Source organism: Arthrobacter sp. M2012083, assembly GCF_000281065.1.
Taxonomy (GTDB): Bacteria; Actinomycetota; Actinomycetes; order Actinomycetales; family Micrococcaceae; genus Arthrobacter.
This window is the reverse complement of the sequence record NZ_AKKK01000050.1, coordinates 1-12,669: the sequence shown is the minus strand read 5'-3', so window position 1 is coordinate 12,669 and position 12,669 is coordinate 1. Positions and strand designations below refer to the sequence as shown.

16 protein-coding genes are annotated in these 12,669 nt (G+C 61.5%); 8 read left to right on the top strand and 8 right to left on the bottom strand.

Annotated features, from left to right (window positions below; translation table 11 throughout):
* The first annotated feature begins 10 nt into the window (after positions 1–10).
* Genes A477_RS0118420 through A477_RS0118410 form a run of 3 tightly spaced genes read left to right on the top strand, consistent with a single transcriptional unit; the run spans position 11 to position 2,474 of the window.
* Positions 11–1,240, top strand: a complete 1,230-nt coding sequence (locus tag A477_RS0118420; protein WP_017200366.1) for an MFS transporter — start codon at positions 11–13, stop codon at positions 1,238–1,240.
* A 31-nt stretch (positions 1,241–1,271) separates the two neighbouring features.
* On the top strand, positions 1,272–1,913 hold the full coding sequence (locus tag A477_RS0118415) for a TMEM175 family protein (RefSeq protein ID WP_017200365.1): 642 nt from the start codon (positions 1,272–1,274) through the stop codon (positions 1,911–1,913).
* 54 nt (positions 1,914–1,967) lie between these two features.
* Positions 1,968–2,474, top strand: a complete 507-nt coding sequence (locus A477_RS0118410; protein WP_011775479.1) for an Lrp/AsnC family transcriptional regulator — start codon at positions 1,968–1,970, stop codon at positions 2,472–2,474.
* Positions 2,475–2,522: 48 nt separating this feature from the next.
* On the opposite strand, the gene A477_RS0118405 is transcribed toward A477_RS0118410, so the two are convergent.
* Positions 2,523–3,758 (bottom strand): MFS transporter, encoded by a 1,236-nt coding sequence (locus tag A477_RS0118405; RefSeq protein WP_026005751.1) that lies wholly within the window; start codon positions 3,756–3,758, stop codon positions 2,523–2,525.
* Positions 3,759–3,932: 174 nt separating this feature from the next.
* Between A477_RS0118405 and A477_RS0118400 the strand changes: the two genes are divergently transcribed.
* Genes A477_RS0118400 through zapE form a run of 4 tightly spaced genes read left to right on the top strand, consistent with a single transcriptional unit; the run spans position 3,933 to position 7,044 of the window.
* On the top strand, positions 3,933–4,448 hold the full coding sequence (locus tag A477_RS0118400) for an Lrp/AsnC family transcriptional regulator (RefSeq protein WP_017200363.1): 516 nt from the start codon (positions 3,933–3,935) through the stop codon (positions 4,446–4,448).
* Positions 4,449–4,467: 19 nt separating this feature from the next.
* Entirely contained in the window at positions 4,468–4,893 is a 426-nt protein-coding gene (locus A477_RS0118395) for a DUF1761 domain-containing protein (protein WP_017200362.1), read from the top strand.
* A 10-nt stretch (positions 4,894–4,903) separates the two neighbouring features.
* Entirely contained in the window at positions 4,904–5,899 is a 996-nt protein-coding gene (corA, locus tag A477_RS0118390; protein ID WP_017200361.1) for a magnesium/cobalt transporter CorA, read from the top strand.
* A gap of 41 nt (positions 5,900–5,940) precedes the next feature.
* Positions 5,941–7,044, top strand: coding sequence for a cell division protein ZapE (zapE, locus tag A477_RS0118385; protein WP_017200360.1), 1,104 nt, complete (start codon positions 5,941–5,943; stop codon positions 7,042–7,044).
* Positions 7,045–7,085: 41 nt separating this feature from the next.
* Here zapE and A477_RS0118380 read toward each other — a convergent pair whose 3' ends face one another.
* From A477_RS0118380 to arr, 7 genes are all read right to left on the bottom strand, one after another.
* Positions 7,086–7,616, bottom strand: coding sequence for a ferritin (locus tag A477_RS0118380; protein WP_017200359.1), 531 nt, complete (start codon positions 7,614–7,616; stop codon positions 7,086–7,088).
* A gap of 71 nt (positions 7,617–7,687) precedes the next feature.
* The gene (gene crcB / locus A477_RS0118375; RefSeq protein WP_017200358.1) at positions 7,688–8,059 is read right to left on the bottom strand and encodes a fluoride efflux transporter CrcB; all 372 of its coding nucleotides are present in this window, start codon (positions 8,057–8,059) and stop codon (positions 7,688–7,690) included.
* The gene (locus A477_RS0118370) at positions 8,056–8,499 is read right to left on the bottom strand and encodes a fluoride efflux transporter FluC (protein ID WP_083848069.1); all 444 of its coding nucleotides are present in this window, start codon (positions 8,497–8,499) and stop codon (positions 8,056–8,058) included. Before A477_RS0118370 ends, crcB begins: the two co-directional genes overlap by 4 nt.
* Positions 8,486–9,007: a universal stress protein gene (locus A477_RS0118365; protein ID WP_017200356.1), complete on the bottom strand. Its 522-nt coding sequence runs from the start codon at positions 9,005–9,007 to the stop codon at positions 8,486–8,488. The genes A477_RS0118370 and A477_RS0118365 overlap by 14 nt, the downstream gene beginning before the upstream one ends.
* Before the next feature lie 29 nt (positions 9,008–9,036).
* Entirely contained in the window at positions 9,037–10,740 is a 1,704-nt protein-coding gene (locus A477_RS0118360; RefSeq protein WP_017200355.1) for an ABC1 kinase family protein, read from the bottom strand.
* A gap of 4 nt (positions 10,741–10,744) precedes the next feature.
* Positions 10,745–11,281, bottom strand: coding sequence for a PadR family transcriptional regulator (locus A477_RS0118355; RefSeq protein ID WP_026005748.1), 537 nt, complete (start codon positions 11,279–11,281; stop codon positions 10,745–10,747).
* Positions 11,282–11,589: 308 nt separating this feature from the next.
* Positions 11,590–12,000, bottom strand: a complete 411-nt coding sequence (gene arr, locus A477_RS0118350; RefSeq protein ID WP_017200353.1) for an NAD(+)--rifampin ADP-ribosyltransferase — start codon at positions 11,998–12,000, stop codon at positions 11,590–11,592.
* Between the two features lie 181 nt (positions 12,001–12,181).
* On the opposite strand from arr, the gene A477_RS0118345 reads away from it, so the two are divergent.
* Positions 12,182–12,669: TasA family protein (locus A477_RS0118345; RefSeq protein WP_017200352.1), on the top strand; the 488-nt coding region annotated here is incomplete at its 3' end.

The following is a 12,669-nucleotide window of genomic DNA, read 5'->3' as shown; positions in this document are numbered from 1 at the left end:
ATCTGGCTCGGTGAGCAAAGCAACTTTCAAGCCCAGCACCGGGTCCTGGGACGGGCACGTCAAAGGTTCCCGCGGCTATAGCCGCGTCCTGGCCGCTTTGGCGCTTGCCGGCGTTGCGACATTCGCGCAGTTGTATTCCACGCAGGCCGTACTTCCACTCATGGCCGCGGACCTCCGGATCACCGCGGCCGAAGCGGCCTTGAGCATTTCCCTCGCCACTGTGGGCTTGGCAGCCACTGTGTTGCCATGGTCCTTTGTGGCCGACAGGATTGGCCGGGTCCGCGCCATGGCCATCGGCATCGCCGTCGCCACGCTGTTGGGTTTGCTGGTGCCCCTGGCACCAACCGTGCCCTGGCTGTTGGGGCTCCGAACTCTGGAAGGCATGGCCCTGGGCGGAATCCCGGCCATCGCCATCGCCTACCTCAATGAGGAAGTTACCAAAGTCCATACGGCCCTTGCCGCTGGATCCTACGTTGCCGGAACTACCTTGGGTGGTTTGGCCGGGCGTTTGGTCGCCGGACCTGTTGGAGAACTTTGGGGGTGGCGCGCCGCGGCGCTGGCCGTTTCCCTGCTGGCCACCGTTTCAGCAGTCTTGTTCCTTGTCCTTGTTCCGAAGCAACGCCGGTTCAGTCCCGCCCCGCCCATAGGATTTCGCGGAGCCCTCCGAACCCTCGGCCGGCACTCGAGTAATCCCAAGCTGCTCTCGCTGTACTTGCAGGCTTTCCTGCTCATGGGTGGTTTTGTTGCCGTTTACAACTACCTCGGATTCCGACTGCATGCCGAACCTTTTGGGCTTCCTGCCACAGTCGTGAGCCTTATTTTCCTGGCGTACTTATCCGGGACCGTCAGCTCACGATGGGCCGCGGGACTGACCACCAGGTTCGGCCGGCGCAATGTCCTGGTGGCAGGTATTGCCATCATGTCGGCCGGTTTGGCGACGACGTTGGTGGAAAACCTCGCAGCCACCCTTGCCGGGCTGGTGATCTTCACTGGCGGCTTCTTCGCCGCCCATAGCGTTGGGTCCGGATGGACGGGAGCTATCGCCACCACTGGCCGGGCGCAAGCAGCGTCCCTGTACAACCTGTCCTACTACCTTGGTTCCAGCGTCATCGGTTGGGCCGGCGGTCTTGCCTTTCAGGCGTTTGGGTGGCCGGCTTTGGCGTTGAGCGTCATCGCGTTGTCATGTACGACGGCGGCAGTCACCTTCATAGTGCACCGCCCACGGCTGGACTCCCGCTGATTTCGGCCGGGCTGCCCCTACAATCGGAGGCATGACACAGGTCACGAAAAGCCGGGAGCTGTCGTCGCCGGAGCGTTTGCAGGCGTTTACGGATGCCGTGGTGGCGATTGCTTTGACGTTGTTGATCCTGCCCCTCATGGAGAGTGTGGGTGAGCTGGCAGACCATGACGGCACCACGGGTGAGTGGCTGGCGGAAGAACAGTACGCCCTGCTCGGCTTTGTCCTGAGCTTCATCCTGATTGCAGTGTTTTGGGTGCACCACCACAAGCTGTTCCACAGCGTCAAGCGCGTGGACCCGGGACTGTTGTGGCTGACGGTCGCATGGATGTTCACCATCGTGGTGATGCCCGTGGCTACATCACTGTCCACCCAGATGCAGTCTGACTGGACGCAGCCCCTCGTTTACATTGGAACCCTGTTCGCCACCAGTCTCATGCTCCTTCTGGCCCGCGCCTATTTGCGGGCCCACCCGGACCTCCACACCATGGATGACGCTGATGCAGTGTCAGGAATTCGAGCCAGTGGCATCGTTTCCGGGCTTTTCCTGTTGGCGCTTGTTCTGGCCCTTACCATTCCGGGCGCAGGAAACTGGCCGCTGCTGGTGATGCTGCTTAGTGAGCCACTCCAACGGTTGGATCGGCGACGGGCGCGCCGTCGCCCCGCAAAACGATAGTCACCTGAAGATTTCACGGATTAGGATGGACAAAAGGCAATTTCAGGAGGATCCGTGAGCAACCCCACGAAGAATGTTCGGTCAAGCACGGGCAGCGCAGAGCCGCTCGACGCGATCGATGAACGAATCCTCGCCGCATTGGTGGACGACGCCCGGATCTCCAACAAGCAGTTGGCTGAACTTGTAGGAATCGCCCCCTCCACTGCCCTGATGCGCACCAGGGCGCTTTCCGAACGCGGAATCATTGAGGGATTTGAAGCGGTCTTGAGCCTGCCGGCCATCGGCCGCTCTGTCCAGGCCCTCATAGCTGTTCGCCTCCGCGCCCATGACCGTGACCAAATCGACCGCTTTACGGCGCGGGTCCCCAAACTCCCGGCCGTCATTTCCACTTTCCACACCACCGGTTCAGTGGACTACCTGCTTCACATTGCCGTCGCCAATACGGACGACCTCCGCAACTGGCTCCTGGACAACCTCGCCACAGATCCCGTGGTGGGTCACACGGAAACCACCATGGTGTTCCAGCACATTCCCGGCAACCGGGGACCGCTGCCCGAATAAACCGAGCAATTCAGGAACAACGCAACTGGTCAGGAACAACGCAACTGGTCAGGAACGCCACGCGCTTCGAAGGGACACGGCCGCAAGCGACAAGGCAGCCAGGCCGCACACAGCAGTGAAACCCACGACGGCGGGTTGCAGGCCGAGCGCCGAGACAGCCAATCCCAGCCCAATCACCGGAACAGCACTCCCCAGATACGTGATGACGTAGACGGTGCTGATGACCTGGGCGTGGCGGGCGGCTTCCACTTTCCCGGCCACCTCGTTGAATACCTGCCGAAAAGCAATCCCTTGTCCCACTCCGGCGGTGATGCTGGCAGCCACCAGCAGCCAAGGGCTGGACCATGCTGCGGCGGCTCCCACCAAAACAACCGAGACCCCCAGCACGGCAAGCGCCACGGGGACAACGAAGGCTCCGCGCGCACCCAGCAGTTGGCTCAGGGCTGAAGCGCCCAAAGTGACGCCGGCAAGCAGTCCGATCAGCGGCCTGGAATCGGCGTGGACAACGCTTGCGAAATATCCAGGCGCCAAGGAAAGGCAGAAGCCGAAAACTGCGAAACTCAGGAACCCGGTAGCCGCAGCCATCCAGAATGCTCCGCGGGCATCATGGGAAATGGACGGCCTCCGTGGGGCCAGTACCTTGAGTGGCTTCGGCCCATCCGCCGGCGCGATGGCTGGCCTGGCCTTCAGCAGCCACAGGGGAATAAGGGCAGCTACCAATACCGCGGAGTGCACGTAGTACGGAGTGCGTGTGGGGTCCGGCAGGAGCGACAAGAGACCACCGATTGCAGGACCTGCGGCCACGCCTCCGGCGGAGGAAAGCAGCGTAAAGCGGGACGCCCAGTCGGGCCGTGTGGGCAGCAGATCGCGCAGGGCAGCCGAACTAGCTCCCGTAGCGAGACCAACTGCCACGCCTTGAAGCGCCCGCCCCAGGGACAACGTGATGAGAGTGTCCGCATTCGCAAAGATCATGCCTCCGGCCAAACCGACGAGGACAGCGAGCACCAGCGCTGCCCTCCGCCCGATGTGGTCCGACCAATGGCCCGCCACCATGAGAACTGCTACGAGTGCGAGGACGTAGCTGGAGAACGCAACCGTCACGCCGAACGAAGACATGCCGAGCCTGGCTTGCAGCAAAGGGTACAAAGGCGTGGCCAGGTTAGCGCCAACCAGCAGCGTAAAAATCACAACCCCGGCCAGGACCAACCTGGCAGTTGTGGAGGCATCCCATCCCCAGCGTTCGGCGGTAGCCGGACGCATGCGGAGTTCGCTCAAGACAGTCATTTTCCATGCCTTCGGACTCGGTGGCGGGGCTGTTCGCTTCCTTGTGAGAGTCGCAGCCCTGCTATGTAGTGATGGCAATAGAATGCAGTAGCACTGATCTTGGAGAACCATCAGAAGGCAAGAATTGAGCAAAACACTCAAAGTAGTAGTAGCCAAGTGAGCTGGAGTGAACATTTGAACACCCTTGACCCCCTGGATCTGAAGATCCTCTTGGAACTGATCAAGGACCCCCGCATCCAGATCGCCGAGTTAAGCGATGAACTGGGCATAGCGCGCAACACTGCCCACAGCAGGGTAAAGCGCCTTCTTCGTTCCGGCGTGCTGCAGGCCGCTGGGCGGGAGGTGGACCTTGAAAAGGTGGGGTACGACGTCGTCGCCTTCGTCACGATTGAAGTGACCCACCGGGAACTCGACGGCGTCATCGGCGCCTTGCGCCTGATCCCCCAAGTGTTGGAGGTCCATGAAATCTCCGGCCGCGGCGATCTGTGGTGCCGCGTGGTGGCAACGGATACACACAACCTGCAGTCAGCTTTGCGGTCAGTGCTTCGCACCAAGGGAGTCATCAGGACCGAAACAGTACTTGCCCTGCACACCCATATCCCGTACCGCACAGAGCCACTCATCGGGCGAATGGCTGCAACACCAACACGGTCCAGGCAAGAAGGCCGGAGCGCAAGCTCAGAGGCCTGAACGCACTAGGCTCTTAGGCATGGATTGGCTCTCACACATCTCCCAGATCAACTGGCTCGCCGTACTGCTGGCCTTCGTTTCAAGCATGGTGATCGGCTTCGTCTGGTACATGCCGGCTGTACTTGGCCGGAAGTGGATGCAGGCAATCGGCAAGACCGAGGACGACCTCAAGAACATTGAAGGCGGCGCAGGCATTTGGGTTCCCATGATGGTGGCAGCGGCCGTGACCAGCATTCTCCTTGCCATCCTCATCAGTGCCCTGGAGCTCAACACCTTCCTTGCCGGCGGTTTCTTCGCGCTGATCCTTGCCTTGGTGTTCCGTGCCGGCGGCCATGTCATTCATAACGGCTTCGCCGGGCGCCCAACGGCAGTAACCGTCATCGACTCCGGTCACGACATCGTGGCGATGACCATCGCGGGCGCCATCATCGGAGCCATGCAGTAGCGTTCAACCAGTGACCATTATCGACAACGCCGTATACGTGGACGGCGTCCGCACAGCCACCCCCCGCACCCTCGAACAGACCTTTGAGACGTTGGCGGAACATGGCGGCATGGCTTGGATTGGCCTGTACCGTCCCACGCAAGAGGAGATGGCCGCCGTCGCCCAAGAGTTCGGGCTTCACGAGCTCGCAGTGGAAGACGCCGTCTCGGCGCACCAGCGGCCAAAGCTTGAGCGCTACGACCACAACCTGTTTACGGTACTGCGGCCGGCCCGCTACCTGGACGAAACCGAAACTGTGGAGTTCGGCGAGCTCCACGTCTTCACGGGACCGAACTTTGTGGTGACCATCCGGCATGCCGAAACCGGTGGCGTGGCCCGTGTGCGTAAGCGGCTTGAGGAGCGCCCGGACCTCCTCCGCCACGGCCCCGAGGCGGTCCTGTACGCCCTCCTGGACCAAGTGGTGGATGATTACGCCCCGGTGGTTGCGGGCCTGGAAAATGACATCGACGAGATTGAAGATCAGCTCTTCAGCGGTGATAGCGCCGTTTCACGCCGCATCTATGAGCTCGCCCGCGAAGTGATCCAGTTCCAGCGTGCCATTCATCCCCTTCCGAACATGATGGTGCTGCTGGAGAAGGGCTTCGAGAAGTACGGCGTGGACATCGAGCTGCAGCGCTCGCTCCGGGACGTCGAGGACCACGTCCAACGCGTGATCTCCAGGGCCAACTCATTCCGGGATCTCCTTCAGAACGCGCTCACCCTTGACGGAACGCTGACCGCCAACCGCCAAAACGAGGCCAGCGCAGCCCAAAACGAGCAGGTCAAGAAGATCTCCTCCTGGGCAGCTATCCTCTTTGCTCCATCCTTCGTGGCGGGCGTCTACGGAATGAACTTCGACCATATGCCCGAGCTGCATTGGGACTTCGGCTACCCTCTGGCAGTTGGGCTCATGTTCGGCGCCGCATTGCTCATGTATGTCATCTTCAAACGCAAAGGCTGGTTGTGACGCCGCCGTTGAGGCCTGATCCGCGCACTCGGCGCGACGTCATGGGGAGTTTGGTTGAGGGCATGGCGCACGACGCCGCGCGGTCGGGTTTTGAGCTCGAATCCAGCCAGCGGCAAGCAGCCGAGCGATTGGCAGCCTTCGGCGCCCAGGTAACTCGCCGCCGTCGGGCGCTTCCCGGGAAACCGCCCCGAAGCCTTTACCTCCACGGACCTGTTGGCCGCGGTAAGACGTGGCTGATGGATAGCTTCTATGGACGGCTCGAGGCGCGGAAGCGGCGTGTCCACTTCCACGATTTTTTTCGTAAGCTCCATAGCGGCATGCTTGGCTTGGAGTCCGGTAATGGACCAGCAATCCAGCAGTCAGTGGACGCGCTGCTGGACAACGTTGAGGTTCTGTTCTTTGACGAGTTCCACGTCCACGACATCGGCGACGGCATGTTCATTTCCCGCTTGCTCCGGGCGGCGGCGCAGCGTCGGGTTCCCCTTGTGGTGACATCCAATTACGCCCCGGACGACTTGCTGCCCAATCCCCTATGGCACGACCATTTCCTGCCCACCATCGAGGCGATCAAGGAGATGATGGATACCGTGGAAATCAGTGGCGCCTCGGATTTTCGTCGCCATCCGGTTGTTGGAACCGACCCTGCTACCGGTATTGGTGCGTTTCGCTCAGGCCGCATTATTTCCCCCGGCACACCCCTACAACTGGGGCGCCTGGGCCTCTTCCGGCCAACGCCCCCGCAAAGCCGCGTGTTGACCCCCACCACCCAACCGATCGTGGTCAAGAACTCCGATCCGGATCTCCTGTGGGTTGGATTTGAGGAACTGTGCGGAGGGTTGACCTCGACGTCGGACTTTCTCGCCTTGGCTGAAACATTCAGGACATGGGTCATCGACGACGTTCCCTCGCCGGCGGATGATGCTGCGTCCGCTTCAGCCTGGCAGCGGTTCGGCAACGTGGTGGATGTCCTTTACGACCAGGACATCACGCTGTTCCTGGTGGGCGATGGACCTCTCGACTGGGACGTTGAGCCCAGCGGCAACACCCTGCCGGTGGACTTTGCGCGCATCGCCAGCCGTTTGTCCTTGTTGAGCCGGTCCCATCCGGACAAGAACATGGACAGCGAAGAGGCCGCCGGAAGCTAAGCATCCAGCGGCCCCTTGAGGTACCTACCCGAGGCGGGTAACTAGATGACCCCGCCGGCGGCCGATGGCGCGCTGGTGTCGTGTCCGCCGTCGCCTACGGTTTCGCGCGCGACGTAGTTCTCGATGTCGAAGAGGTTCTCTGCACGTTCCGTGATGTTCAGCAATGTGGTCATTGAGGCAACTTCCTCGACCTGTTCCTTGAGGAACCACAGCATGAACTGCTCACCCAAAGCGTCGCCCTCTGCACGGGCAACGCGGAACATCTCCTCAATGCTCCTGGTGACTTCCTTTTCCTGCTCCAAGGCGAGGGCGATGGGCTCCTTGGCGTTGCTGAAGTTGTTGCGCACCGGGGCGATACCCGGGATCTCCACGTGCACGTTACGGTCCAGCATGTATTGGACCATCATCATGGCGTGGTTGCGCTCTTCGAGGGCCTGGCGATAGAAGTGACGGGCCAGCTGCGGCAAGTCTTCGCCATCAAAATACACAGCTACTGCGATGTATTGCTGGGAGGCCGCAAACTCATTGGCGACCTGGGCGGACAACAGCTCATTGAAAGTCTTCTTAGCCATGGCTCGATCCTACAGCCGGGCCATGACACTTTTGTGGGTGAGGTTCGCCACTGCTGAAGCCATCAACCTGCTCAAGCGGGCAACAGGCCAATCCCCACTCCTGCCGCTGCAGCAAGAACGCTTGCCGCCATGGATCCCAGGCCGTTAATGAGCGCCAAACCCGTCCTGCCACTTTGGATCAGCCGGATGGTCTCCAGGCTTGCCGTACTGAACGTGGTGTATCCACCCAGGAAGCCTGTTCCCACGATTAAGAACAGGGACTCAGGTGTTTGGCCCCGCATCAGCAGTCCGGCAAGGAACCCGAGCGCCAAGGAACCTGAGACGTTGATCAGGATGGTTCCCCACGGGAGGGCCGTCTTCAGCCGATGCCTGATCAAACCGTCCACCATGAACCTGGTAGCTGCGCCGATGCCTCCAGCCAAGGCGAGGAAGAGGACTGTCACGAGTGCTGTCCCATGGAACGCCTGTGATGCCAAGCTCCCAACCAGATGCCTGCGGTAGTGGCCGCCGCTCCGCCGAGCAGGCTGGTAGCAAGATACCCGGCAACTCCCGCTATTTCATCCGCCGTCAACAGATGGACTGCATCCAAAGCGAGGGTGCTGTACGTCGTGAAAGCGCCTAGGAAGCCCGTACCCAAGGCAAGCCGCAAGACACGGCGACTGCCGACGTCGGGCCCTCTGCGGGAGAGCCCTTCCAGTAGGGCGCCCAGTGCCAGCGCACCGGAGAGATTAATGACCAAGGTGGGGAGTGGCCAGGCACCCGGCACGGGGATGATGGGCCCCAGTCCGTATCGAGCGAGCGCTCCGAACACCCCTCCTGCCGCTACTATGCCGATGAAACCCCAATGAAGATGAATTGGTCTTTTTGCCTCAGTCGTCGTCATCGTCGTCCGGGACTCGCGGGTTCACGGGGACAACGAGCACAGGCAAGTCTTGGCGATGGACCAGATGCCGGGCTACGGAACCCGCCGTCAGCTCTTTGAGTGCAGCCGTTAGGTTGTGCTCCCGCGTACCCACCACGATCATGGAGGCACCGATGTCCCCGGCCTCGCGAGCCAAGGCTCGTGCAGGCTCGCCCGCCAGCGGAACGATGGACCACTCGACGTTCCGGCCGGCCAGTTGTTCGGCGATGTTCGCCATCAACGATTCGGGAATTCTTTGGGTTTCATCGAGGCCATCCGGATCAATCGGGGCGGCCGGCCCGCCGGTTGTTCCGTCCACGGGATACACCGTGACATCCGCATAGGCGCAGACCAGTGGCAGGCCCGCGCGGGCGGCCACCTGCGCTGCCTGCTCCACGACGATGGCATGTTGCCCCGGCATCACCCCCACCAGGATGGGGCCGGACATGTTGCCGGAGGCCTCGGGACGTGGGGCGGGGGTCTGAGTCACAGGGCAATTCTACGACGACGAAGGTTTGCTTACAGATGACCCCGGCCGGACCACAAACCGTAGAGCAGCGGAACCACCGACCCGAACATCAGCACGTTGCCGAGCACTAAGTCCTCCGCCCGGATCACGGATCCAGCCACCAGGATCGCTCCGAAGACCAGCGCACCCACTGCTCGCTTGAGCAAGGCGATAATGCGGGCAATTTGTCGTTCCAGGCGCCGGTTGGATACCTGCAGCGCACCGTCTTCCAGTTTGGTGACCAACCCGTCGAGTCGCTTCGGCAGGCGCAAGGCCAGCGCGGCGGCGTCGAACGCCTGTGCAGCGACGTCGTTGACGAGATTGCCGCGCTCATCGCGCAGCAACTGTGCCGCATACGGTTCCACCGAATCCCACAGATTGAAACGGACGTCCAGCGAACTGCACACCCCCGATGTAAGCGACATTGCACGGATGATGAGCAGGAAATTCTCCGGCAACTGAAACGGAAGCGACCTGATCACATTGCCGAACTCCGCGCCAAAATCACGGAATTCCCGCGGATCCACATCGCGAAGTTCAGCGAAACCCATCCCGCCAAAACGTGCGAACAGCTGCGTCATGGCCCGCTCCAACTCGGCAGTATCAGCCGAGGGCATCAAGACGCCGACGTCGCTGATGGCGGCGACGAGACCCTTTCCATCCCGCGAGGCAGCCGCGATCAGGAGTTTACGCAGTCCGCTCCTGGTCTTCGCGGGAACCTCGCCCATCATCCCGAAATCGATAAACGTCAGTTTCCATGGATGCGCCGCTGATCCGGCATTGGGTGTAACAAAGATATTGCCGGGGTGCGGATCGGCGTGGAAGAAACCGTTGGTGAACAACTGATCAAACATCACTGAAGCGAAAACAGGGGCAACGGAGGCAGGGTCGATCCCCGCCATGCGCAGCGACTCCGCATCCGTGATCTTGATGGCTGTGACATCTTCCAAGGTGAGCACGCGGCGTGTGGTCCGTTCCCAGACCACCCCCGGCACCGTCACCCGGGCGTCGTCGACGAAGTCAGCAGCAAAGCGCTCTGAATTTGCTGCCTCATTCAGGTAATCGATTTCCTCGAGGCTGGTCTGGGCGAACTCTTTGATGAGGGCGGGCACATCGGCGCGGTTTGAGACGATACGAATGCGGCTAAGCCAGCCACCCACTCTCCTCAGGGCAGCGAGATCGACGTCCACGATCTTATCGATGCCCGGTCTCTGCACTTTGAAAACCACGCTGCTGAGGCCAGTGTCTTCAGCGTTGCCGGGGAGCAATTTCGCCCGGTGGGCCTGCCCGAGTGACGCGGCTGCGATCGGTGTTTCGTCGATCGAAGCGAACACTGCTTCCAAGGGCGCACCCAGTTCGGCCTCAGCAAGCGCGCGAATGGCCGGGAAGGGGACCGGCGGAACTTCGTCCTGAAGTCCCTCCAGCTCGGCAGTGATCTCCGGCGGGAGCACATCGAGCCTGGAAGACATGAACTGGCCCACTTTGATCATCAAACCGCCAAGCTCCACCGCAAGACCATGGAAGCGCTGCGCGAAGCGCCGCATCCTTCGCGCCCGGCTGCGTTCAGTAAGTCGGCGCAGCCCGACTCGAGGCAGGAACAGCTCGAACCACCAAGTGACCAGCAAATGCCATGCGGCAAACCGCAGGATTCGACGGTAACGGGTCCGGGCTTCACCGGCCAAGGGGTCCGTCCAGTCGCGTCGAACCGACGTCACCCCTTCAGTCCCGGGCGAGGATCGAGTACAGCCGACGGCGTGCGTCTTCCAACACCGTCACAGCTTCCTGCACCTGCTTAGGCGTACCCGTGCGACCCACCTGGGCCGCCGCCTGAGCAAGCTCAACGCCTGCCTTGGGCAGCGCGCCGAAACCAGGAGTGTTGCCAGCGGACTCCCAAGGCGCTGCTGTTTCGGCATTTGCAACGTCCTCGCGTCCGGCTTCAGTGAGGGAGTAGATTTTGCGGCCATTTGATTCCTCAGTGCTGACGAAACCCTCATCTGCCAGCAACTGAAGGGTCGGATAAACGGAGCCGGCGCTCGGCTTCCAGCTTCCACCGCTCCGCTCTTCGATTTCACGGATGATCTGATAACCGTGCATTGGACGCTCAGCGAGGAGGGCCAGAATGGCTGTCCTCAACTCGCCACGCCCGGCCCTGGTACCTGAGCGCTTCTCAAAGCGCGAGCGGAACTCCTCCACGGCCTGCCACATGCCGTCCAGATTGTTTCCCATAAATCCGTTTGCAGGGAATGAATTGTGCATCAGGCTCACCTCGGTATGTCGCGAACGATACTGAACGATAGTTAACGATATACATGCTGGGCCCCTGAAAACAATGGCAGGGCACTGTGCGCAGGGCCGGACAGCACTTCTGGGTGATGCCGTCCGGCCCCTGCCGCGGACCCTTGGGCAGCCCCGGCCAACGAGGGGGGTCACTGGCCGTTGCGGGGATCCGCTGGGTCCAGTAAAGACGAGCCGCCAAGCCAGCACACGAGTAGTTGGTACTCGTCTTTTTGCTGTTTCCGGAGGGTCCACTACCTAGCCTGAGCGCTGGATTCGCGCAAAGCCTGCTAGTTGATGATTTGGCAGCGTTCGTCCGCGACGATTGCCATCAGCCGTTCCCGCCAGTCTTGCAGTGCTTGGGGAGTCAGGCGAGTCCAGTCGGTCACTTCACCAATGACCTTAAGAGGGGCGCTGCTGCGGAACGATCGGGTGGGGTTTCCCGGGAATTTCTTGTCGGTCACGTTCGGGTCGTCCTCGAACGCTCCTGTGGGTTCAACGGCATAGACGCGCGGCTCCCCGTCGCCGGCCGCCAGCTCGGCAGCCAGCCCCGCACCGTCCCGAAGAGCCGTGAAGTAGATATGGTTCATGACAACTTCAGGTCGGTAGTTCGACCTGAAACCTGGCCTCAGGAGATCACCTTCCCGAAGATGGGCTTTGGTGCCGTGAAAGAACGGACCCTCGTCCAGCGGTTGACTCACAGGTACAGCCTACGTCCAGACACCGAGCCCGCAGGAGTATTGAGGCTTTCTTGAGGAACTGTTGACCGAACACAGGATTTGTTCTTGATCCGGGCCCGGCACAGTAGTTCTTGTCAGCCAGAGAGGCTGAAATGAACAGCCGGCCAGACCCACGGCGGCCTCCCGAAAGGACCATACTCAGATGGCCATCAGCCTCAAGACCACCTCCGGCAAAATCCTCGCGTCCGTCGCACTGGTCGGCACCGCAGCCGCAGTGGCCGGCATGGGCACCTACGGCGCGTTCACCTCCTCCACCTCCGCCTCCCAGGCAGTCACCGCCGGGACCGTCACCATCGCACTCGGCGCACCCGGCCCGGCCAACACCCTCAACGTCCCCGTCGCAGGCCTGCTCCCCGGCGACAAGGTCGAAAAACTCGTCACCCTGGCCAACACCGGCAACTCGGACCTGAACAACGTCACCCTCACCACCTCCGCCGGCGCCACCGCATCGCTGCTCACCACCGATGCCACCAACGGCCTGCAACTGACCATCGAAAACTGCTCCGTAGCCTGGACCGGCGCCGCAGCCCCCTACAGCTGCACGGGCACCAAAACCACCGTGGTCGCGTCCTCACCGGTGATCGCAGCGAACAAAGTCCTGACCAACCTCACCTCCCTGACCTCGGCCAA